The organism is Peribacillus simplex (genome assembly GCF_900156045.1).
GTDB lineage: Bacteria > Bacillota > Bacilli > Bacillales > DSM-1321 > Peribacillus > Peribacillus simplex_D.
Window position 1 is genome coordinate 806,805 of record NZ_FTMX01000002.1, and the last position, 22,686, is coordinate 829,490.

The following is a 22,686-nucleotide window of genomic DNA, read 5'->3' on the forward strand; positions in this document are numbered from 1 at the left end:
ATAATGAGATTGCCCGCTAATAGGCAATCCATCTTGCTTCACTTACTGAAACCTTTCGTTTTATCCGTGCAGGCCTTCATTGCCTGCAGAATGCTGGATCTTAGCTGATTCTCTTCTAAAGACGCTACCGCAGCTATCGTTGAACCGCCAGGTGTGCAGACATCATCCTTTAAAGCAGCAGGATGTCTTTCCGTTTCGAGCACCATTTTAGCAGCACCCATTACAGCTTGTGCTGCCATTCGGTATGCTTGTTTTCTTGGAATGCCATCACGGACCCCTCCATCGGCCAAAGCCTCGATGAACATGTATACATAAGCAGGCGACGAACCGCTGATGGCCGGTACTGCGTCCATCAAATCTTCATGCAGGATTTCCGTTTTACCGAAACTATCCAGCAGTGCAGTCACTTCCTCTATATCAGCATCGGTAATTTGATCATTGATGCTCATGGCCGTCATGCCTTCACCGACAAGCGAAGGAGTGTTTGGCATCGTCCGGACAACCTTCACTTTTTTTCCGAAGCTGCTCTCAACTAAAGATATAGTGATCCCCGCTGCCATAGTGATAATCACAGCGTCTTCTTTCACATGATTCTTCACTTCCTCAAGCACATGCTTATGCATGGCAGGTTGGATCCCTAGAAAGAGAAAGTCGGCAAAACCGGCAACCTCTACATTATCCAAAGTGCCTTTAACGTTATATTTCGTGGTGATTTTAGTTTTGGTCTCAATACTTGCTGTACTGACCATGATACCTTCAGGCGAAATGACCTCTGCAAGCAACATGCCCTCAAGCATTGCCTCACCCATTTTGCCGCATCCAATAAACCCGATTTTTTTATTCATATCTTACACTTCCAATCATAAGTTCATCTATATTCCTTCTGATTTATTATATCGGATTTGATAATTGGAAACACGTTGGAGATATTAAACAGGAAGGAATTGGTGGTTACTGGTCGAATTACTTAAGTGTTATGGATGAACCTTAATATTCACCTTTAGGCAATTGAAATTTTCAGCGAAAAAACCGTTGACTAAATGGTCATTTCAGATTTATAATTTTGACCTATTAGTCACAAACGAATAAGGAATACAGTTCCAGGAATGGAGAAATCGTATGCAAATGGAAAAAAAAGCGGTCAATACCAAGCTAGTCTTAACAGGATTGATCATTGGAATGTTTTTCAGTTCATTGGAACAGACAATCGTCGGTACGGCCATGCCGACAATTATCGGGGAATTGAATGGTTTTACCATCTTTGCATGGGTGACGACTGCCTATTTAATAGCCTCAACGACTGTTGTACCCATTGTTGGAAAGCTATCTGATTTATATGGCAGACGTTCCCTTTATCTGCTTGGTACAATCATTTTTACGATAGGTTCGTTTTTATGTGCCACAGCCACTTCGATGGAGCAATTGATCATTTATAGAGGGCTGCAGGGAATTGGCGGCGGAATGATCATGCCTTTATCCCAAACGATAATCGGCGATATATTCTCTGCCGAACAAAGAGCCAAATGGCAGGGGGTGTTTGGAGCCCTTTTTGGTTTAAGTTCCGTGATTGGTCCTTTTCTTGGCGGCCTGATCGTTGACCATATCAGCTGGCATTGGATCTTTTTGATCAATGTACCGACGGGCTTACTATCTGCCATTTTGATTTATGTAGGATTGAAACATGAAGCCATAAGGAAAGCAGAGAAAGTGAATATCGATTACCTGGGGATTTTCACCTTGATTCCTGGTATTGTGCTGTTACTGCTGGGCTTGACCTTCGGTGGTGATAAATTCGAATGGTTATCACTGGAATCTCTCTTGATTTTCGGCAGCACTCTTGTCTTCATTGCCCTATTCATCATTTTTGAAAGAAGAGCAGTCGAACCGATCCTTGATTTATCCCTTTTTAAAAATAGAGTTTTTTCCACCACGAATATTTTGGGATTCTTGCTTGGCCTTGGCATGTTCGGGGCAATCATGTTCGTCCCGCTGTTCATGCAAGGCGTACTGGGAGTTTCACCAACAAAAGCGGGGTCGACCATGACTCCGATGATGATCGGTATGATTCTTTCCAGCATCATTGGCGGGCGGCTACTATTGAAATTCCGTTTTCGTACCGTGCTTACCTTTGGAATGGCCATTGCAACGCTTGGCTTCTTCCTAATGAGCATGATGGACGGCAGTACGACTATATTCACTGCGTATTCATTCATGGCCATCCTTGGAATAGGTATGGGTCTTGTCATGCCGACATTGATGATTGCCGTTCAAAACGAGTTTCCAAAATCCCAGCTAGGGTCGGTTACAGCGGCTTCCACATTCTTCCGATCTATAGGAGGAACGATGGGCATCACGATTTTGAACGCTGTCATGAATCACAATCTCCAGCAAAATATGGATGATGCGGTCGTAAGCCAAAAGGACCCTATATTGCATGAGGCACTAAAAGCATTAGCCGATAAAACGGATGCGTTATTCAACATCATGCTTTATCCGGAAAACCTTAAAATGCCGGCAGAAGTCAGCAATGTCCTTGTAAAAACGATTGAAAATGCTTGGATCGATGCATTCTCCAGTGTTTTCATCACCGGTATCTTTTTTGTTTCCGCGGGGATATTAGTGGCACTTTCCGTGGGTTCAGGCCGAATCAAAAGAGATCAAGAAACGGAAAAAGAATTAGGCTAAAAATATGCTCGGGACCGGCTGAAATATTCAGCCGGCCCTTTTTTAATCCCTTCGTGTTTCTTTTTCATTGATAAGGGAAATTTACCTGTATGAGACTAAATGGAGTGATACTATGATAAACCATTCAATTTTACCTGCCGATTTTTATCAGCGGCCCACGCTTGAACTGGCAAAATCCCTTCTTGGCTGCCTCATTGTAAAAGAAACAGCGGATGGAACCGCTTCTGGATTCATTGTTGAAACAGAAGCATATATTGGACCTGGGGACAGGGCCGCACATAGTTTTGGAAATAGAAGAACAAAACGGACGGAAGTGATGTTCGGAAATTCCGGTTTGATATATACATACGTCATGCACACACATACACTGGTCAATGTCGTAAGCGGCGGGCCTGAAAATCCGGAAGCCATTTTAATCCGGGCTGTTGAACCCTATTCCGGGCTTGAGTTAATGCATGAAAGACGCGGAATTGCCGATATTCGTAAATGGACCGATGGACCTGGGAAGCTAACAAAGGCACTGGGCATCACCATGGATGATTATGGTCGATCATTTACGGATCCCCCTCTATATCTAGCTGCCGGAAAACAGCCTGAACACATATCCAGCGGCCCCCGCGTCGGAATCGACAACTCCGGGGCAGCAAAAGATTATCCTTGGCGTTTCTGGGTTACCGATAATCCGTTTATATCCCGTAAAAACCTAATTAATAAAGCTGTGTTGAAAAATAAACCATGATTTTATCCCCTCTAAGTGAACTGTGTAAATTCTGTGGATGTTACACAGTTCACTTAGAGGGGATTTTACTTTGTCCGCAATCATCCCGAAATCCATTATCAACAAGTCGTGAATGAAAGATTATGAATATAGTTAATGAAAGCCATGGCCTTAAAAGGAACAAGGCTTAAATTGAAGTAATACTAAATTCTTCCAAACTTATACATTAAATTATTCAAGTACCCTCAATACCCCTAATGCAATTTCCATAATTTCCCTACCTGTTCAACTTCCAACCTATTACCCCGGTAATAATAAATTGACTTCCTTCTATTGCGAACCTAATATAGTTAAGTCAGCAATATGGAAGGTGGTTTATGATGAACGTTCAGGCCCTTTTGCAAATGAATACAATTTTTATTAGTATCCTAATTGAATCCCTTCCCTTCATTTTACTGGGAGTCCTTATATCTGGAATCATCCAAATGTTTGTGTCAGAAGAGATGATTGCAAAAATCATTCCGAAAAATCCGATCTTATCTGTTCTATCCGCAATAGGTGCAGGAGTCTTTTTTCTTGCGTGCGAGTGCGGGATCGTCCCGATTACCCGCCGTTTGATCGCCAAAGGGGTTCCTCTTTCAGCGGCCATTGCCTTTATGCTTTCTGCACCCATTCTGAATCCGATCGTCCTGTTTTCCACCTATATAGCGTTTGGCAATAGCTGGAGCATGGTTTTCTATCGTGCCGGAATTGCATTCGTGGTCGTCCTGATCATTGCATGCATCCTGTCTTTTCAATTCAAGACAAATCAGCTTAAACAGGAACATATCGAACATATTCACCACCATAAACTTACATTTAAAGACAAAATAACGGGGATGTTTAAACACTCGATTGAAGAGTTCTTTTCTGTTGGAAAATACTTAATCATTGGTGCACTGCTGGCAGCTGCCATTCAAACGTTTTTGAAAACATCCCTATTGCTTGAAATTGGGCAAGGAAAACTATCCGGGAATGCAGTCATGATGGCTTTGTCCTATGTCATGTCCTTGTGTTCCCAAGCGGACGCCTTTGTTGCAAGTTCTTTTAGAAGTACCTTCTCGCCCTCTTCACTAGTTGCTTTTCTTGTATTTGGGGCCATGTTTGATATTAAAAATACGATCATGCTTTTAGGTACCTTCAAAACAAAATTCGTTTTATGTTTGATGGCCTATATATTCATTTCCGTCTTAGGCCTAACTTTATTGTTTATTTCTTAAAGAGGGTGTTTTTAAATGGGAAGATTATTCATATTACTTGGACTTACTTTTTTATTCATGCACTTACACGCCTCAGGGAATATATCGAAATACATTAATATGGAATATTCATATGTTTCACAGATTGCCATCTATATACTGGCAATATTCACGTTAATGGGATCTTACTTATATTTTAAGGAGGATAATCAAAAAGAATGTGTTGATTGTCAGTGCGGACATGATCACTCCCAGGAAAATAAGAAATGGAAAAGGAACCTTACTTACTTCCTATACCTCATTCCCATTTTAACTGGTCTCTTTTTGCCTGTTGCCACTATGGACTCCAATATTGTAGAAAAAAAAGGATTTCATTTTCCAGTATATGAAGACTCAGATGAATATAGCCAGCATCAATTCTTGCAGCCGGATACGAGTCTTTATTATGGCAAGGATGACTATTTAACTTTAATGGATAACTCTCTCAAAGGCTTGGTTGATCGTGATAGTCTTCAATTAACAGATGAAATCTACCTAAACGATTTAGAAGCCATCTATTACTCTCCTGGAAAGTTCACTGGCAAGCAAATAACGTTAACCGGATTTTCGTACAATTCAAATGAGCTAGCCAAAAACCAGGTATTCCTTTTCCGGTTTGGGGTCATTCACTGTGTCGCGGACTCTGGGGTATTCGGTATGCTAATCGAATTTCCTGAAGGAATGCATCCTAAAAATGATGAGTGGTATTCCGTGACAGGTGAATTGGAATCCATTTATTATCAGCCATTCAAGAAAACCATTCCCCTGCTCAAAGTATCATCACATAATAAAATCGCTGAACCGGATGATCCCTATGTTTATAGACAATATTAAAAAATGAATCATGGAAAGGTAAGGATATGCTATCCTTACCTTTCTTTTTAATTTCCTTTAACTTCTATTTTATGAAAAGCTCTTTTTATCCATTTATGCGAAATTCCAGTATGGCCCCCTTACACTCCACCTTAATCCCACAAACCCCCAATTCCCTGTGCAAGATTACATGAAAAATGACGAAAAAGTTGAATTTTATTTATATGGGTCATGTTTTTTATATTCCATACCCTTATAATATAAATGCTACATATTTTTTTACCACATCAGGAGGAACTTTCCTAAATGAACAATTCTAAAAACTCTTTCATTCTTGCAGGAACCATTATAGGTACCCTAGTGGCAGGCACTTCTGCTTATGCTGGTTCTTATCAAGTTAAATCAGGGGACACCCTTGATGGAATCTCTAAAGCTAATCATACAACTGTCCAAGCATTAAAGTCTCAAAACCATTTGACTAGTAACCTCATTTTTCCCGGCCAAGTCTTGAAGGTTAATAACCTTAACAACCATACAGATAAAAATATAGATAAAACCGAAAAACATGTGGTTAAACTGGGGGATACTTTATCAAAAATTGCTAAAAAGTATAACCTTTCCCTTAGTGCCCTGCTTAAATTAAACAATGATATTTCTAATTCGGATCGCATTTATATTGGCCAATCCATCCGAGTTTCCGGAAAAGCCCCTGTATCCAGCTCTACGGCTAAAAACAATCCTTCTAATGCTACATATAGGGTCAAATCCGGTGACACCCTGGACAAAATTGCTAGAGTCAATAATATGACTGTCAAACAATTAAAGTCTAAAAACAATTTGACTAGTAACCTTATTTTTCCCGGCCAGGTCTTGAAGGTTAATACACTTAACAACAATACGAATACGAATAATAGTAAAAATACAACAAAAGTTTATGTGGTTAAATTAGGGGATTCCTTATCAACAATCGCTAAAAGATATAACCTTTCCCTTAGTGCCTTACTTAAAATTAACCCTAATATTTCCAATTCAAATCGTATTCGTATCGGCCAATCCATCCGGGTTTCCGGACAAGTCTCAGCATCTTCAATTAAAAAACCGTCCAAATCGACCAAGGCGGATCAAGTTTTGGCTGCTGGCGCTAAGTATATGGGAGCCAGGTATGTTTACGGTGCGAGCACTTCACGCACTGATGTATTTGATTGCTCTTCATTCACATTAAGGGCCTTCCAAAGTGCAGGTGTTTCATTGCCTCGAACTTCAATGGCACAATCACAAGTTGGTACAACTGTATCTTCAAAATCCCTCCAAAAAGGGGATTTAGTATTTTTCGATACCAACAATGATGGTGTAATCAATCATGTGGGAATTTATGCCGGTAATGGTCAAATGCTGAATGCTTCCACATCTAAAGGTGTTTCCTACGCTAACATCAACAGTTCTTACTGGGGACCTAGCTTTGTAAAGGCAGTCCGAGTTCTTAACTAAATAATGATATGGCATTAAATGCCTTGATAAAAGAGCAAAAAGCGTGTTTTGATAAACTATCATACACGCTTTTTTGCGTATAATAATGTCAAATGGGCTCTGATTATTGTTGAGATTTTCTTTATTTGATTCTATTAATCACGCTAATGATAAATTTTCACGCATTTTTTATGCCCACTTATCTACAGAAAAGCCGACTGTAAAAGAATGGTTTTCTTCACTTAGAAAAAATGGATATTTTTCATATTACTCTTATTTTAAAAATTCTCGGTTTCAATTTTGAAATGACAGTGACCAATATTGATATATCCTGATTACTTTTCGAACTTGTATTCTTGTCCTTGTTCGGGCCGTATGGATATAGTAATCCCCAATATATCCCGAATTCTTATACGCTATACAGTATCTACATTCCCAACAACAAAAGGCCTTCATAACAGAAGACCTTTCTTTAAAAATCGTTCCAGCTTGATTTCAAAAATCCGCTCCCTTTCCGCCGACTGTCTGCCAAGCCTCCTCAGCGCAAGCGCCTGTGGGGTCTCGGCTAGCCAGTTATTCGGCAGGAGTGTCGCATGGTTCGGCGTGAGAGCATTTCGAACATGGCATTACTTTAGTTTCTCTTGTTTTTCAAGATACTGCCTCATTTTTTGCAAATATTCCGGGGCATCCATTTGATCTTTCACGACCAGCTCTATAAGGCAAAGTTTATCGGCGTTCTGAGCATTTGTAATGGCATCATCCAGTTCACCATTCGTCTCGACTCTTGCTGTAAATGCCTCTTGACCAAACGCTTCAGCCAGTTTTGTATAATCCCACTCTGGTATCTCGTTGTATTTCTGTTTTTCTATATCGACTTTTACGTTCAAGAATTTTTCGATCGTGTACCCGTTATTGTTGAGAATAAACACGATGGGCTTGCAGCCGTTCTCCAGCATCGAGCTTATTTCCTGTGCTGTCAGCTGTATCGAACCGTCCCCGGTAAACAAAAGAACACGCCGGTTTCTATCCGCTATACAAGCACCGAAAGCTGCGGGCGTCGCATATCCGATGCTTTGCCAGCCTCCCTGGGCTATGTAGGTCGCCCCTTTCGGCAACCTGACCTGTGACATGCCATAAGAGAATGTTCCTGTTTCCGTGACCACAATATCATTTTCTTTCAACATTTGCTGAATTCGAGGATAATAGGAAGCCGCTTTCAGTGGTGCTGATGGGTCTTCCACCATTGTGTCATACGGAAACGAGATGTTTCCAGCAGATTCATTCTGTCGGTAACCAATGTCCTGAAGCGCAGTTAAAATTTCCTCCGCACCGACATTCATATAACTGGCTTCCCCCACTTTTAATGTGTCAGGTTGAATTTCCACCATTTTTAACGGGTTAAGCTTTGCTGTACCTTTGGAAGTATTGACGTCTGACCACACAGTACCAACGGCTATGATGAAATCCGCTTCTTCAACAGTCTGAGTTACATCCTTACTTCCGAAAGCTCCGCCGTAAACACCAATATACTGGGGATGGCTCTCATCAAACCCGCTTTTCCCCTGCATTAACGAAGCAACAGGAACATTTAACCTCTCAGCGAGCTCCAGTACGGGTTTCTGCAGGTTATAACGAAGTGTTTTCATGTCGACAAGGAGAACCGCTTTGTTTACATGTTCTAGCATCCCTTTTATATGCTTCACTGCTGACTGCAGCGCATTGACATTCGACATGGCCACATTTTCAGAAGTCTCACCGTGAGAAACCAACGTTTTTTCAACAAGATCGATAGCCACTACCAAATAAACGGGCTTTTTCTTTTCTTTCGCGATTCTGATAGCAGCGGGTATCTCCCTAGCTGCATTTTCTGGTGTAAGAATTGCCGTATAACTGGTGATATGCTCATAAACCTTACGGAAAACATCAAAATCTCCATTCATTAACGTATGATGGGCAAGCTCCTTCTCCTGTTGCATCATGGACTTTGGCGAGCCGACAATATGTATGAGCGGCACATTTTCACTGTACGCGCCAGCGATTGCATTACATGCGCTCATTTCACCGACACCAAAGGTGGTGATTAGTGCCGAAATTCCCTTCACACGGGCATAAGCGTCCGCAGCGTATCCAGCATTGAGTTCATTTCGTCCATTAATAAACTCGATCCCATCGTAATCTTCCAAAGTATCTAGCAATGAGAAATTATAGTCTCCAGGCACACCAAAAATCTCCGTAATGCCTTCTGCTTTTAAGCAGTTGTATAAATATTGTCCCAAGGTTCTTTTTTCAGCCAAGTCAATCACTCCTTCAATCGATTACTCTCTACTTTATTTATACCCAAACATAAGTAGGTTAACCGTAAATATCCATATCCTTAAGGTAGGTTTGCTACTCTATTACTCTAGTTTTAGCTTTGATGAATGAAGTGATTGAGACTATTTCTCGTATAAAAAACGATTCAATTCCAAATCGAAATATCTGAAAATTCTTGATTTCACCTCTATTTTTGATTTATATTTGAATCACCGGAACAGTGGATAAGGGGGAAAATGATGAGTGATAACAATATCAAAAAAGTTTTGGAATGCATCATCAACACATCCAATAATAATATTACCGTGACCGATGAAAAAGGATTCATTTTATTCACGAATCCTAACCATTGGTGGATATATGGAATCGAACCGGAACATTATCTGGGAAAATCCGTGTACCAGCTCGAAACGGAAGGAATCCTTTCACCGTCGATTTCCGCGATGGTATTGAAAAAGAAAACTCCTGTCCAGATCATGCAGCATACGAAGACGGGAAAAATCGTCATGTCGACTGCCTATCCCATCTTTGATGATGATGGTGAATTGATTCGTGTCGTCAGCTACGCCCAAGATCAAACTGAAATCAGGAACCTCCAGGATCAGTACGGTCAATTGGAGAAAAAGATACAAGAATACCAATCGGAGGTCGAGGAACTTAGGGAACAGGAGGAGCTGATCTATCGCAGCAAGGAAATGCGGCAAATCGCCAAAACGATACACCGTGTTTCCAAAACGGATGCGACAGTCATGCTTCTTGGTGAATCCGGTGTGGGAAAGAGCGTATTCGCCCGCCGGCTGCATAATCAGAGTTACCGCAGCAAAGAGCCATTCATCGAAGTCAACTGCAGTACCATCCCAGAAAGTCTCTTTGAATCTGAAATGTTTGGATATGAAGCGGGATCCTTCACCGGAGCGCAGAAGCAAGGGAAGCAAGGGCTAGTAGAACAAGCAGATAATGGTACCCTATTTCTGGATGAAATCGGTGAGCTTCCGCTGGATATGCAAGTTAAATTATTAAATGTCCTGCAAGAGAAGACTTTTAAAAGGGTGGGCGGAAAAAAAGAGCATAAGATAGATTTTCGGCTTGTAACGGCAACCAATCAAAACCTTGAGGAAATGGTGGAAAAGGGAACATTCAGGCTCGATTTGTATTATCGCTTAAATGTGATTCCCATCCAAATACCGCCATTACGAGAAAGAAAAGAAGATATTGCCATCTTAATCAATCATAATCTCGAAATCATCAACAAGAAATACAAGTCAGATAAGAAATTGCACCCTTCCACTTACGAAATACTGATTCAGCATAAATGGTCAGGAAACGTGCGTGAATTGGAAAACCTGATTGAACGGCTCATTTTGACCTCGGAAGACTCCATCATTTTCCCTGGCTTTCTCCCCTCCCATTTCCATGGACAAGAATCTTTTGAGAAAATAGATGATACCCTAATGATTGACGATATGATGGTTGATGATAGTGATCTCAATACCGCCCTCGAACAAGTGGAAAAATGGATGATGATGAAAGCGAGTAAAAAATGTAAGTCCACATATGAAATGGCAAAATTCTTAGGGATCAGCCAACCTTCCGTCGTCAGGAAAATGAAGAAATATAAAGGTCATCTGCCGATTAAGTAAAAGTGAACAGAAAGAATCCATAAAAATAGGAGACCATCGCAATGAAGGTCTCCTATTTCTTACTTATTTGACACGCCTGCAGATTCAAATGTTGCCATTTCTTTAATGACCAATGTCGCTGCCTTTAGGATGGGGTATGATAGGGCAGCCCCTGTTCCTTCCCCGATTCTCATTCCCACATCGAGGATCGGCTCCTTGCCAAGCAGTTCTATGGCCGTTCCATGACCAGGTTCTGCAGATCGATGTCCAACAAACATATAATCGGCTGCACGTCCTGAAATCAGGTTTGCCAATACAGCAGCCGTGGTTGTAATGAAACCATCAACAAGAATGGGTATACGGTTATTCGCTGCAGCTAGCATGGCCCCTGCCATACCTGCAATTTCGAACCCGCCGATTTTCATCAAAATATTGATTGGATCATCAGGATTTGGATTTCTTAATGAAATCGCTTCTTCAATTATTCTTCGCTTATGTATAATGCCTTCTGACTTCAATCCTGTTCCCTGCCCCACTAGTGATTCTACGCTTTTCCCGCTTACGACTGAGATGATGGCGGTACTGGAAGTCGTATTTCCGATTCCCATTTCACCAAGAATCAGGCAATTCGTACCACGGGCAATCATTTTCTGTGCACGGTCATATCCAATTTCAAGCGCTTGAATTACTTCTTCCTTTGTCATCGCCTCTTCCTTATAAAAGTTTCTGGTTCCATTGCGGACTTTTCTCGAAGTTAACCCGGGTGCTTCGATATCTGCATCGATCCCTATATCGACAATGTCCAAGTAAGCATCTATCGCGCGGCTTAATACATTGATGGCAGCACCGTCATTCAGGAAATTTAGTGCCATTTGTTCCGTCACTTCTTTTGGATAAGCCGAAATCCCTTCTTCCGTAATTCCATGGTCGGCCGCAAACACGATCACCCCCGGTTTCGAAATGTCCGGAAATGCCTCTCCTGTCATCTTGGCCAGTTCGATTATCCATTCTTCAAGCCTTCCTAAACTTCCCTGAGGAACCGTCAGCGAATCGACATGTCCTTTAACCTGCCTTCCCATTTCTTCATCCAGCATCGGGATGGAGATGGCAGCTAACCCATTCGTCATATGTATACCCCCCACAATCCAAAATGAAAAACCTTAACCACAGGAAAAGGTTCTTATCCATCATCTGCTATAAATACAATTTAGTCCATTAATTATCCTCTTGGCTTTCCATTTACTTCGGCACTCCCATTTCATTTAATGGGTAGATACGAAATTTAACTTTGCCCAATAGTGATTTCTCAGAAATAAAACCAAATCTTCTTCCATCCCAACTATTTCGCCGATTATCCCCCATGACAAATAAATGACCGGCAGGTACCCTGGATTTCCCAAGTAAATCACTCAGGGTGAAATTCTCCGTCAGATTTTCTTCAGGTGGAAGTTCCCCCTTATTTGTTTTCAAATATGGTTCCGTATACTTCTTCCCATTGATATATAAGACATCATCTTTCATTTCGACGCTGTCACCTGGTAAGCCGATCACCCTTTTTATATAATTCTCATCCGCGTCCGGAGCATAAAATACGACCATATCGAAGCGCTCCGGCTTTCCGATTTTAGCTACCACTATCCGGTCATCATTTTCATAAGTCGGCTCCATTGATTCACCTTTTACTGTAACTGGTGTAAATAAAAACTGTTGGCAAATGAACACGATCATTAAAGCGAATAAGATAGATTTCAACCATGAGAGCACTTCGCTTTTCATATTCTTCATAAGGACTCCCTCCCATCCATTGTGAACGGCTTTGGCTTGCAGCTCCAAAAATAATTCTTTAGTTCTGTTTATCCCTTATGCTTGTTTTTATCGTCTGTGATTTTTAGAAGAGATACTCCAAAAGAAATATCTGGAAAAATTGTAACATATCCTTTTATAGCTTGCGAGAATAATCATTTTTAATAAGAGGAGTAAAGAGCAAAACTCAAATCATGAAAAAAAGGATAGCGAGTTTTAGCTATCCTTTTAACATAGTACAAATATTGTTCCAAAACCTTAGTATTTATTCCAAGTCAATACATCATCAAGTGGCAAACGGACTTTTTCAAAGCCTGCTTTAGTTCCTTTTCCAATGGAAATTAACATGACAGGTTTGAAGTTTTCCGGTACATTGAATGCATCCACAAATTTGGCTTCATTGAACCCACCCATTGGGACTGTATCGTATCCTTTTGCTTTTGCTGCCAACATGATCTGCATGGAAACCAAACCACCGTCAATCATGGCTACACTTAAAGCCTTATCAGCGGAAAAGTTTCCGTAATTATGCAGTATAGAGGCTACATATGGCTCTTTGATTTCATTCTTCATGATTCCTTTATTGACTAATTCACCATAAATCCGCTCTGCATTTTTGTAACCTTCTATATCAGCTAAAACAGCAATGACAGCAGATGCATCGACGATTTGTTGTTGGTTATTGGCGATGGGGAGCAATTCTTGTTGGGTTTGCTTATCTTGGATCACAAGGAATCTCCACGGCTGTAAATTGGAAGAAGACGGTGCTTGAATCGCAATATCCAAGATTTCGCGAATTTCCTCTTCAGTCATCACGTATTCAGCATCGTACTGGCGAACAGATCTCCGCTCTTTTGCTACCGTAATGAAGTCCGTATCATTAAGGACTTTGGGTTTTTCTAGCGGTATATTCAACTCTTTCGATTTATTTAGGTACTCTTCTTTACTCATTATATTTTTTGTCATTTATAATGACCTCCATTTAACTGTAATTAATACAGGAACAGTATATAACGCATACTGTTCTTTTGTCAAATACAGTTTAAGAAAAACGAAACCATGTCAGTTTCGTTTTTCACATTAAGATTTTGAAAGTAAATCAGCAATCGTCTTCTGCTCCAAGCCTTGTATAATCCAGCTTTCCATCTCATTTTTTAAACCGCATAAAGCTTCGCGTGAAGATGGTTGAAAGCATTTCTTATCATTCACATCAAGAAAGCCCTTTGAAAAAGGTTCGGATTTAATTGCAGCGTATATATCTGCAAGAATGATTTGTTCGGGATTTTTGGCAAGTGAATATCCCCCATCCCTGCCTTCCTTTGCTTGAATCAGCCCTGCCTTCACTAAATTACTTAATATTTTTCTAAGAAAACCTGACTCTGAATCAAGCTTATCAGCCAATTTATTACTATTGCATAATCCATCATGATCAGCAAGAACAAGCAGGGCTTGTACTGCAAGACTAAACCACATTATGCTGGAAACCTTCTCTGACATTTCTTTCACCTCTCCCCTCTACTTTAAACTATTTTTCGATGAATATACAATGCTGCATCGAACAAACCTGCCAAAATCTCTTTTTAATGAACCTAATCAGGAAAACCCTTTTTGGAACGCTGAATCCCTTCCAAATCTATCCTTCCAATACCTGCTTTTCATCATTTTTAAAAAATAATTAGACAAATTACTTGTCTTACAAATTATTTCTTTGGGAATATGTTAAACTTATTTAATAGAATAGCTCAGGAAGTGGATGAATGATGCTGAAAACAATAAATGAACAAATGGATAAAATCATGCCTCTCATCACTCCGTTAAGCGTGGTGATTGGGGTATTATTGGCCGAACATCTAATGGATTACACCTTTCTTGTTCCATGGATATTTGCCTTCATAACATTTTCCGGAAGTTTAGGCTCCAACTTTAAATCTTTGCAGCAGGCTGTCACCCACCCTTTACCTGTTTTCATCGTATTGCTCATCCTTCATATGCTCATGCCTATTTGGGCCTTTGGTCTCGGCCACTTAGTGTTTCATGGTGATGCTTTCACGATTACCGGACTAGTCCTGGCTGTAGTGATTCCAACCGGTGTCACCAGTATGATCTGGGTATCCATTTATAATGGGAATGCCGTACTTGCCCTAACCATCATCTTGATCGACACCCTACTCTCGCCATTCATCGTTCCTTACAGTGTTTCCCTTCTTGGAGGCGGTTCGATCGAAATGGATTTGGGGTCGATTGTGAAAGGATTAATCGGAATGGTCGTTCTTCCCTCCATGCTTGCCATGTTCTTGAATCAGGCTACAAAAGGGAAAATACAATATACACTATCCCCCCGCTTAGCTCCATTTTCCAAGATAAGCGTTGGAATCGTAGTCATATTGAACAGTTCAAAAATCGCTCCTTACTTAACCCATTTCGATAAGAAATTAATGATCATGGCCTTCCTGGTTTTGTTCATAGCAGCTTCAGGGTATGCCCTTTCTTGGATGGTCGGTGCATATTTAAGATGGGAAAAGGGGGATATCATCACCTTGACATTTACAGGCGGTATGCGAAACATCAGTGCTGGAGCCGTCCTTGCAACCACCTATTTCCCTGCTGCCGTCGCTGTTCCCGTTGTACTTGGCATGCTGTTTCAACAAATGCTTGCCTCCTTTTTTGGCTATGTCATGGAAAAGCATTTTCATCGCGGGGTGAATGAAGGGTGATCCGCAGAATGATAATTTCTCAAGCATCCTTTTTCCCTTTCATTTATATTCCAATTATAATAGGTAAGTGGAACACATTTACATGATTATCCATTACAAATCCTTGGAGGTATTGAAGATGAAAGTTGTTGCAATAGTGGGAAGTATTCGTAAAGAGTCTTACAACCTTAAACTAGCAAAATATATTCAAACTAGATATCAAGATCGGTTTGATCTCGAAATCTTGAACATTCGGGATTTACCTTTTTATGATCAAGATATTGAAAATGACCCTCCATCAGTTGTAAAAGAATTTAAAAGCAAAGTGGCCGAAGCAGATGCGGTCTTGTGGGTAACACCTGAATACAATGCTACGATTCCAGGCGTATTGGGCAATGCAATCGATTGGTTATCACGTGTCGATAAAGTCTTGATCGGCAAACCCTCATGGATCATGGGTGCATCAATGGGGCAATTAGGCACGGTTAAAGCTCAATTGCATTTGCGTGAGATCCTATTCGCATTAGGCATCTCCTCCCCGCTCCTTCCCGGAAATGAAGTATATGTTGGAGCAGTGCATGACAAAATCGATAACGAAGGCAGGCTTACACATGAGTCGACTGTCCAGTTTATCGATACGGTCGTCGATAACTTCATTAGCTGGTATAATCATCATACTCGTTAATGCTTTTTTAACAAGAATCCCAGTAGGAATGATTGCTGGGATTCTTGTTGCTTCAAATTAAACTAAATTCATCCTCTTCCCGCTTGGAATGCAGGGTATTTTGTCATTCCTCCGTCAGCGAATAGAGTGATGCCCGTTACATAACTGGACTCTGAAGATGCCAGCCATGCAGCAACCGCAGCAATTTCTTCAGGCTTTCCGATATACCCCATCGGAATCATGCTTTCAAGATCTTTTTTCTTTTCGGGGTCTTCAAGCTTGTCGGCATTTATTGGCGTGGCGATGGCTCCAGGACCTATGCCGTTCACACGAATCCCTTTTGGTGCATACTCGAGAGCCAGGGTTTCCGTAAGCAGCTTCACCCCACCCTTGCTTGCCGCATAGTGAACGAATAAAGGCCAGGGAATCATCTCATGTACACTGGACATGTTTATAACATTCCCTTTAATATTGTTTTCGACAAAATACTTGATAGCTTCACGGCATCCCAGGAAATTTCCGGTTAAGTTGGTATTGATCACCCTATTCCAGTCGCTTAAGGGCATCTCATGAGATGGAACCGGATTTTCAATTCCTGCATTATTGATGAATATATCGAGTTTTCCGAAATTCTTTACCGCTGATTCAACAAGATTAATGACATCTTCTTCAATGGTGACATCGCCTTTTACTGCAATGGCTTCCCCACCATTTGTTTTGATTTCTTCCATTACACTATCTGCTTCCTCTAATTTAGTAAGGTAATTAACCACGACCTTTGCCTTTTCCTTAGCAAAGCGAATGGCCATCGCTTTTCCTAAACCAGTGGATGAACCCGTTATAACAACGACCTTACCTTCTAAATCTGTATACATTTAATCACCCTCCAATTAACTTTTTGCCAACCCGAGCATAATCCCAGCTATGATGATCAAGATAATTCCAATTACAATTCCAATTAGTTGGCGCTTCGTTTTCTTTTCACGTAAAATGATGATCCCGCCAATAGTTGAGATGACTATGCCCATTTGCGAAAGGGAAAAACTAGTAGCCACTCCCACACGGGGCTGGGATATGAATAAAAACATGTTCCCTGCAGCCCATATTAATCCCGGAATGATATTGCGAATCGTATATTTGTTAAACGGTTTATGTTTAAAAGTCAATAATAGACCGCCTATTACCATCCCTATCGCTTGAGGGAACAACGCTGACCACCCGTCAACATCAAAAAGACGGGCCACGACCACATAAACCAAATAACCGAATGTCGAGATGAGGAGAATTACGATTCCTTTCTTCAAGTTTCCCGACTTGCCCTCTTTCGATTCTTTATCTTCCAAGGAGGTCAAGACGATTCCTATAATAATGAAGACCAAAGCCAAAACGCCTAAAATAATCGCTTTCATTGTAGACCATTCGTTAAAAACTATGACCCCGAATAAAGTGGTTGAAATGAGCTGCAATCCTGTTGATATTGGCATGGTTTTGGAAACTCCCATTAAATCAATGCTCTTAAGCTGATTAGCTTGTCCAACGGCCCAAAACAATCCAGATACGACTCCGACTCCAAACACCAGGAATGACAACTTAATGTCTGCGAAAATATAAACACCAATTGAAAAAATCAAGGCGCCAATCGTTGTACCTAGTGTTTGACTATAGGGTCCACCCCCGAGTTTCACATTAAATAAAACGATGCTTCCCCAGAATAATGCCGGCAAGAGAGCTAATAATATATCCATTTTCAACCCCCATATATGTAAGTTCAAAACTAAGCAGGAAATTTCATTTTGTCTTCTTTTTAATATGTTCGCATTATTTGAAATGACCCTTGGAAATTTTATGAAATGTTTCCGCAACACAAAAAGGGCTGTAGAATGCAGCCCTTTTTGATGATAGTGATATTATTGCAGCTACTCACCATGTTGATGGTGTTGCATGTCCATTTCCGAATCATCACCGACCTTGAAATAATCACTTTCCCAAACAGCCGTCGTGCCGATAATGATGATGGAGAACAGGAGGGTCAGATAAAAAGGAGCAAATCCCCTCCCACTTTTGGATTCTTCTACACCCTCTCTTTTTATATAAAAAGTCACAAAGAATATACTGGCAAGGTACTCTGTTGAAGCATAATTGTAAATAGCCAAATATGAAAAGTTTGGTTGGCTGTTAGATTTTTATTTTTTTAAACTGATGATATTAAGGCGTAGACAACAAGTAATGCATGATCCGGCATTCAGTATCCCAATACCGAATCAAATAATGATCTTGCTCACCTCTCAACCGTAGCAGTCCAAGGTTCCTTATAGGAATCTATTCTTGATAACAATTGAATTTTACCTTGGAATATTTAAGCAAAAATCCATTCGATAATGGATCGTCTCGATGAATATAAAACTCATGTTTCCCCATGATATAGGCATTGCCGGTAATCTCAGGTATAACTGCTTTAAAATGACCTACTGTTGTTTCCTCTAACAAACGTCCTTTAAATGCAGTTTCAATTATGCCTTCCGTTACAAATTCCTCATTCAATGAAAGCTGTTCAATTGCGTGCATTCGTGCCAATTGGGCCGATAATCCGGTCCCACAGGCTGACCGCGCAACCTGACCGTCGCCAAAGACGGCTACATTCTTTGTGTGAACTCCCTCATTATTTGACCCATCTAGAAACAGGACCAAATCCACCTTGTTAATTTCGCTTTTTAGCGGATGCTCCACCTTGATCTGTTGATTGATTGCATCTCGGATTTTCTTCCCTATTTCCCCCAGTTTATCTGCATTTTCCGGAACTAAGTCCAACCCAATATCATTGCAATAGACAAACCCAAAGAAGCTTCCGCCGAAAGAAATATCCACATAAATATCGCCAAGCTCTTCTACAAACACCTTTATTTCCTCTCCCCAATAGAAAGCTGGGACATTCACAAATGATACGCTTTCCACCCTGTTGTTTTTCCGCTTTGCACAAACCTTTACCAATCCTGCAGGAGTGTCAAGTGTCAGGAAGACTTCGTCCCCCTCTTTTTTGATAATTCCCGTTTCCAATAGGGCAGTGGTCACCCCAATGGTGCCATGACCGCACATATTTAGGTAGGCTTGGGTATCCATAAATACCACTCCAATATCTGCAGCAGGATTCACAGGCTCTAATAACACAGCGCCAAACATATCCCTATGGCCTCTTGGCTCGAGGATTAAGCTCGAGCGGATATAATCACATTCTTCGATTAGTTTCTTCTTTTTTTCCAACATGGTTCTGCCTTCTATTTTTGGGAGCCCTTCCACTACAATTCTGGTTGGATCACCCATTGTATGTGTATCAATCGTTTTGACGATTAAATCGTTTTCATTTTCTATCATGCTTATTCCTCCTTCTTACTTGCTTCCTTAGTATAGAACGACTACTTTCAACTACTTTTCGAACCACCCTGAATCCAAAAAGGAATATTTATACCTTTCTATTTAAAAAATAAAGGCATGGAGAAGCGTTTATTTGCTTTGTCCATACCTTATCTTTTGATTATTCCGAAATAATTTTATATTCTAATAATGATTTTACCCCGATACTTGATTTTTTGAATCGAGGTTTTCGAATGTCTTTCCCTAATTCAATGACAATCGCCGCTACCAATGCAATGATCGGTATGAAGGTAAAGTGTTTTTCACTTGGTTTTACCTTTAGTAGGACGTTGTTAAAACCGGCAATTGGACATGACAAATAATCGGGACATGAAGAAGCCTTTACTCTGACCAACACACTTGGTTTTCTTCCGGAATATGTCTAGCTCCTACTCCCTGTCACATTACAATGCCCCTTTCTGAATAGATACTACTTTTATTAATGGGTAATTTCACATCTTTCCACTAATTTAGTGTAAACAGCAATAGAAAGTGCGATATCTAAGACACCGGATCCGACACTTTCATAGAGCGTGATTTCTTGCTCATTTTCTCTTTTTGAAATTTTTCCAGTTAGCACATCTCCCACCGTACCTGACACTTTGTCTTTGGTAATCTTTCCTTGTTCGAATGGAATCAAAATATCACCGGCGGCTTCCCATAAACCCTCAACGTGTTCCGTGATTACTTTATCCGATTTCAGTACTGTTTCTGTATCAATTTCCTGCATAAAAGAGGTAAAAGAACCAATCGCGTTGATATGTGTACCTGGTTTGACTGAACTTCCTTTAAAAACAGGAGTGAGTGAGGTAGTACAAGTACAGATGATATCAGAGGATGACACGCACTCGTCAGCCGTTTTAGCCGCAATGATTTTATATGGCCGATTTTTAATCTTTTCAATTCTTTCAATAAAACTTTCTACTCGTTCAGGATTAATATCATACACGTAAAGTTCCTCAATAGGTCGAATTTCTTGGATGGCCAATACTTGAGAGAACGCTTGGAGTCCTGAGCCGATAACTCCTAGTTTGTTGGCATCTTCTCTTGCCATTAAGTCAGTAGCGATTGCTGCACTGCCGCCTGTTTTGATGGCAGTCAGATAGTTCGCATCAATGAGTGCTTGAAGTTCGCCAGTTTCAGCTGAATATAAGCTTATTTTAGAGATTGTACTAGGCAGACCTTTTTTCAAATTCCCAGGGAAAACAGATGAGAATTTTGATCCGAAGAAAGGTTTGTTCGTACAATTAGCGACTAACCATTGTCCCACATTTTTTTCGCCGCGAATAGGCATAAAAATACGGTTTCCTGCATAAATTTCCCCTTTAACACAATCTTCATAAGCCTCCTTGATAACAGGGAGAACCAATTCCATCTCAAGTATATTTTGTACTTGTTCTTCTGTAATTTGTCGCATAATATCCTCCTTATATTTAAATAGTGTCTATTATTATATAAATTTTACTTTTTTGAAATTTGTATAACTATGATGGATTTTGGTTAATTTTTTATACAAAAACCAATTACTACTATTTATATATTCAGTTTAATTTTCAAAAACTCCCTTATGCCCAAATATCTCCTATACTGAATCCGTTAGGAAAAGGATCCGTTGGATCAAGTACATAAGTGTTAAATCCAGTAATCCACGCCTGGCCTTTAACAGTTGGAACGACAGCTTTATAGTCACCGATTTTAACCTCATCAACAAGACGACCATTATATACTGTCCCTAATATCCCTTCGTGTCGGAAATCTTGATTTATTTTCAATTCACCCTTCGCATACAAGGTAGCCATCTTTGCACAAGTTCCAGTTCCGCAAGGACACCTATCCAAAGCACCTGTCCATGTAGAAGAGTCATTCCAGTCAAGATCTCCGGAAGCAACATTTACGACATTTTTCCAGTCTGCTTCCGGATTAGAAGAAGGCCCTGAAAGCTGGGAAATCGTTATTCCGACCCCTGGATAATCTGGATGTTCTACGGGTAATTGCTCCTGAGCTGCTTTACGTATCATAGATGAAATACGGGCAATTTCATGTCCATGTTCAGGAATAAGTTCAAGTCCTTCAAATTGACGAACATCAGCAATTACATAGAACATCCCTCCCCATCCTACATCCACCTTTACTTTTCCTAAATGAGGTACATCAATTTCTGCATCGATATATGGTGCAAAAGCCGGAACATTCTTAAATGTTACGTTCGTCACTTTACCATTTGAACATTCTGCTTTTACACGAATAAGTCCAGCAGGAGCTTCGAGTGTTAGCTCAGTAACCGGCTCCTTCATTGGCAGCATGCCCGTTTCCAAAAGTACTGTAACAACAGCGATGGTATTACCACCAGACATAACTGGATATTCAACCTGCTCCATAATAATGTAACCGGCATCCGCCTCTGGATGCTTAGGCGGTACGATAAGGTTACAACAAAGAGGAGGATACCCCCTCGGTTCCCTTAACATAAGCATTCTTAGCTGGTCATCGTTTTCCTGTAGCCAACGCATCTGTTCATAAACTGTATTTCCAGGTATATGAGGAACTCCTCCAGTAATTACACGCATTGGTTCACCTGAATGAGTATCTACTGCGTGAATCATTCTTTTAAAACTCATATCTAATCACTCCTATGCTTTTATTCCATATTCATTAAATATTAACTTCCTGACCAATCCCTAAATTTTCAGCTTTTTTATATACATAATTACCAATAGAGGCATCGAACAAGGCCATTTACCGGTTTTAATAGAATAAGACTGTCATTTTTCAGTACTTTTGTTTTCTCAGATAATAAAATCGGATAATAGGATCACCTCATGATCTTTAACCCAACCTTTTTCCATCGAATCTATAATATCACCACACTCTATCTTTCCTTGTTCCGAATCAATATTATGATAACCGGCTTGATCAAACAAAGTTTGCGGCAATTCTCTCATATTACTTTTGTAAGATCCTTGCCCATACAACTAACTTATTTTTATAGAGCTCCGTATCGTCCGGAAGTACTGGAGAGATGGATGTAGTTGCAGTAATAATGATTTCTGAATTTCGAACCAGCTCACTTTTATCTGTAACCGGTATAATTTCAACTTCTTTATTCGAAATAATTCGAAACTTTCGAATAAGCGACTTTATTTTTTCCGAAGATCGATTATATAAATAAAATCTTTTTACAGAAGTAGCTGATTAAGCCGCAATAAGCTGGTACAATCCCTGCATT

The 22,686-nt window shown here is 40.4% G+C and carries 21 protein-coding genes and 1 pseudogene; 8 read left to right on the forward strand and 14 right to left on the reverse strand.

What is annotated here, in order from left to right:
* Window positions 1–38: 38 nt before the first annotated feature.
* Window positions 39–845, reverse strand: coding sequence for a pyrroline-5-carboxylate reductase (gene proC, locus BW986_RS10470; protein ID WP_076367643.1), 807 nt, complete (start codon window positions 843–845; stop codon window positions 39–41).
* 274 nt (window positions 846–1,119) lie between these two features.
* On the opposite strand from proC, the gene BW986_RS10475 reads away from it, so the two are divergent.
* The 5 genes from BW986_RS10475 (at window position 1,120) to BW986_RS10495 (ending at window position 6,981) form a co-directional block, all read left to right on the forward strand.
* A complete protein-coding gene (locus BW986_RS10475) occupies window positions 1,120–2,685 on the forward strand; it encodes an MDR family MFS transporter (protein ID WP_076367645.1) in 1,566 nt (521 codons plus the stop codon).
* Between the two features lie 112 nt (window positions 2,686–2,797).
* Complete coding sequence (locus tag BW986_RS10480; protein WP_076367647.1) at window positions 2,798–3,424, forward strand: DNA-3-methyladenine glycosylase; 627 nt, start codon at window positions 2,798–2,800, stop codon at window positions 3,422–3,424.
* Window positions 3,425–3,780: 356 nt separating this feature from the next.
* Entirely contained in the window at window positions 3,781–4,662 is an 882-nt protein-coding gene (locus BW986_RS10485) for a permease (protein WP_076367649.1), read from the forward strand.
* A gap of 15 nt (window positions 4,663–4,677) precedes the next feature.
* Window positions 4,678–5,514, forward strand: coding sequence for a TIGR03943 family putative permease subunit (locus BW986_RS10490; RefSeq protein ID WP_076367651.1), 837 nt, complete (start codon window positions 4,678–4,680; stop codon window positions 5,512–5,514).
* A 285-nt stretch (window positions 5,515–5,799) separates the two neighbouring features.
* Window positions 5,800–6,981, forward strand: a complete 1,182-nt coding sequence (locus tag BW986_RS10495; RefSeq protein WP_081395567.1) for a C40 family peptidase — start codon at window positions 5,800–5,802, stop codon at window positions 6,979–6,981.
* 605 nt (window positions 6,982–7,586) lie between these two features.
* Here BW986_RS10495 and BW986_RS10500 read toward each other — a convergent pair.
* A complete protein-coding gene (locus tag BW986_RS10500; RefSeq protein ID WP_260320813.1) occupies window positions 7,587–9,254 on the reverse strand; it encodes an alpha-keto acid decarboxylase family protein in 1,668 nt (555 codons plus the stop codon).
* Window positions 9,255–9,509: 255 nt separating this feature from the next.
* On the opposite strand from BW986_RS10500, the gene BW986_RS10505 reads away from it, so the two are divergent.
* Window positions 9,510–10,913, forward strand: coding sequence for a sigma-54 interaction domain-containing protein (locus BW986_RS10505; RefSeq protein WP_076367655.1), 1,404 nt, complete (start codon window positions 9,510–9,512; stop codon window positions 10,911–10,913).
* Window positions 10,914–10,972: 59 nt separating this feature from the next.
* Here the strand turns inward: BW986_RS10505 and cobT are convergent, their stop codons facing one another.
* The 4 genes from cobT to BW986_RS10525 all read right to left on the reverse strand — a co-directional run bounded on the left by cobT (window position 10,973) and on the right by BW986_RS10525 (window position 14,192).
* Window positions 10,973–12,019 (reverse strand): nicotinate-nucleotide--dimethylbenzimidazole phosphoribosyltransferase, encoded by a 1,047-nt coding sequence (cobT, locus tag BW986_RS10510; protein WP_081395568.1) that lies wholly within the window; start codon window positions 12,017–12,019, stop codon window positions 10,973–10,975.
* 112 nt (window positions 12,020–12,131) lie between these two features.
* Window positions 12,132–12,677, reverse strand: coding sequence for a signal peptidase I (gene lepB, locus BW986_RS10515; protein ID WP_076367657.1), 546 nt, complete (start codon window positions 12,675–12,677; stop codon window positions 12,132–12,134).
* A 276-nt stretch (window positions 12,678–12,953) separates the two neighbouring features.
* Window positions 12,954–13,661 carry a nitroreductase family protein gene (locus BW986_RS10520; protein WP_076367659.1) on the reverse strand — a complete coding sequence of 236 codons (708 nt, stop codon included), beginning with the start codon at window positions 13,659–13,661 and terminating at the stop codon, window positions 12,954–12,956.
* Between the two features lie 114 nt (window positions 13,662–13,775).
* A complete protein-coding gene (locus tag BW986_RS10525) occupies window positions 13,776–14,192 on the reverse strand; it encodes an RrF2 family transcriptional regulator (protein ID WP_076367661.1) in 417 nt (138 codons plus the stop codon).
* A 263-nt stretch (window positions 14,193–14,455) separates the two neighbouring features.
* Between BW986_RS10525 and BW986_RS10530 the strand changes: the two genes are divergently transcribed.
* Together BW986_RS10530 and BW986_RS10535 are read left to right on the forward strand one after the other, a co-directional pair.
* Window positions 14,456–15,409 (forward strand): bile acid:sodium symporter family protein, encoded by a 954-nt coding sequence (locus BW986_RS10530; RefSeq protein ID WP_076368017.1) that lies wholly within the window; start codon window positions 14,456–14,458, stop codon window positions 15,407–15,409.
* A 118-nt stretch (window positions 15,410–15,527) separates the two neighbouring features.
* Window positions 15,528–16,073 carry an NADPH-dependent FMN reductase gene (locus BW986_RS10535; protein ID WP_076367663.1) on the forward strand — a complete coding sequence of 182 codons (546 nt, stop codon included), beginning with the start codon at window positions 15,528–15,530 and terminating at the stop codon, window positions 16,071–16,073.
* Window positions 16,074–16,141: 68 nt separating this feature from the next.
* Here BW986_RS10535 and BW986_RS10540 read toward each other — a convergent pair whose 3' ends face one another.
* The 8 genes and pseudogenes from BW986_RS10540 to BW986_RS31215 all read right to left on the reverse strand — a co-directional run.
* Complete coding sequence (locus BW986_RS10540; protein ID WP_076367665.1) at window positions 16,142–16,927, reverse strand: glucose 1-dehydrogenase; 786 nt, start codon at window positions 16,925–16,927, stop codon at window positions 16,142–16,144.
* A 15-nt stretch (window positions 16,928–16,942) separates the two neighbouring features.
* Window positions 16,943–17,797, reverse strand: a complete 855-nt coding sequence (locus tag BW986_RS10545) for a RhaT/GlcU family sugar-proton symporter (protein ID WP_076367667.1) — start codon at window positions 17,795–17,797, stop codon at window positions 16,943–16,945.
* Window positions 17,798–17,968: 171 nt separating this feature from the next.
* Entirely contained in the window at window positions 17,969–18,154 is a 186-nt protein-coding gene (locus BW986_RS30515) for a hypothetical protein (RefSeq protein WP_076367669.1), read from the reverse strand.
* 217 nt (window positions 18,155–18,371) lie between these two features.
* Window positions 18,372–19,421: a proline racemase family protein gene (locus BW986_RS10555; protein WP_076367670.1), complete on the reverse strand. Its 1,050-nt coding sequence runs from the start codon at window positions 19,419–19,421 to the stop codon at window positions 18,372–18,374.
* A gap of 160 nt (window positions 19,422–19,581) precedes the next feature.
* Window positions 19,582–19,818 carry a hypothetical protein gene (locus BW986_RS10560; RefSeq protein ID WP_076367671.1) on the reverse strand — a complete coding sequence of 79 codons (237 nt, stop codon included), beginning with the start codon at window positions 19,816–19,818 and terminating at the stop codon, window positions 19,582–19,584.
* 81 nt (window positions 19,819–19,899) lie between these two features.
* Complete coding sequence (locus tag BW986_RS10565) at window positions 19,900–20,877, reverse strand: ornithine cyclodeaminase family protein (protein ID WP_076367672.1); 978 nt, start codon at window positions 20,875–20,877, stop codon at window positions 19,900–19,902.
* Between the two features lie 148 nt (window positions 20,878–21,025).
* Entirely contained in the window at window positions 21,026–22,078 is a 1,053-nt protein-coding gene (locus tag BW986_RS10570; RefSeq protein WP_076367673.1) for a proline racemase family protein, read from the reverse strand.
* A gap of 325 nt (window positions 22,079–22,403) precedes the next feature.
* Window positions 22,404–22,634: pseudogene (locus BW986_RS31215) on the reverse strand (ornithine cyclodeaminase family protein); the annotation flags it as partial.
* Window positions 22,635–22,686 lie beyond the last annotated feature (52 nt).